This is a genomic window from Staphylococcus pasteuri (assembly GCF_030547725.1).
Taxonomy (GTDB): Bacteria; Bacillota; Bacilli; order Staphylococcales; family Staphylococcaceae; genus Staphylococcus; species Staphylococcus pasteuri.
Genome location: NZ_JAUOQO010000028.1, coordinates 1 through 608, shown reverse-complemented (window position 1 = coordinate 608; position 608 = coordinate 1). Strand labels below are relative to the sequence as shown.

Genomic DNA, 608 nt, shown 5'->3' with positions numbered 1-608 from the left:
AGTCTGATGCGCCCATTGCCGAGAAAGCGGCCGCCGCCCCATCTTAGAACGTCAATGTTGGATCCTTTCCGCGAACTTTGGGCGAGCGGTTTTGGACGGGTCTGCGCATTGCTGCTGGGGTTTTTCGGGGTGACCGGAAGCTGGTGGTTCGTGATGGATCACTTAGGTCCTAAGATATTGTTGTCACAGGATTATTATTCTTCAGTAGCCCCTTATGCCACATTCGCGGCCGTTGCACTGGGTGTTGTGCTGCACTTCTCGGTTCTGTTCACCATCTTCAAATGGGATCACCTCGCGTCTTTTACCTATGCCCTCATTGTCGGAGGGTGTTTCTTCCTGACCATAATCGGCACTGTTCCCATGTTCGCAGCAGTGGTGGTTTCAGAACCGCGAGAAAGGCAGGTGATCGTTTCCAACCCTAGTCTCGGTTCTAAACGTTGCCGCAGCGGAATCGTGGTCACCGAACCTCCGTTCTTCAACCAAATCTGTGGCGTTGACGGTGCTTTCCGCGAAACATTGTCAAAAGGACAGGCACTTTGGGTCGAGGGGATCGGCTCGGACTGGGGGTTTTTCCCAAACAGCCTCTCACATGTTGGACATGTCAGTGA

General features: G+C 53.3%; 1 protein-coding gene. It reads left to right on the top strand.

Annotated features, from left to right (window positions below; translation table 11 throughout):
• Positions 1–54: 54 nt before the first annotated feature.
• A partial coding sequence (locus tag Q4528_RS12650; RefSeq protein WP_303521810.1) for a hypothetical protein occupies positions 55–608 on the top strand: 554 nt, incomplete at its 3' end.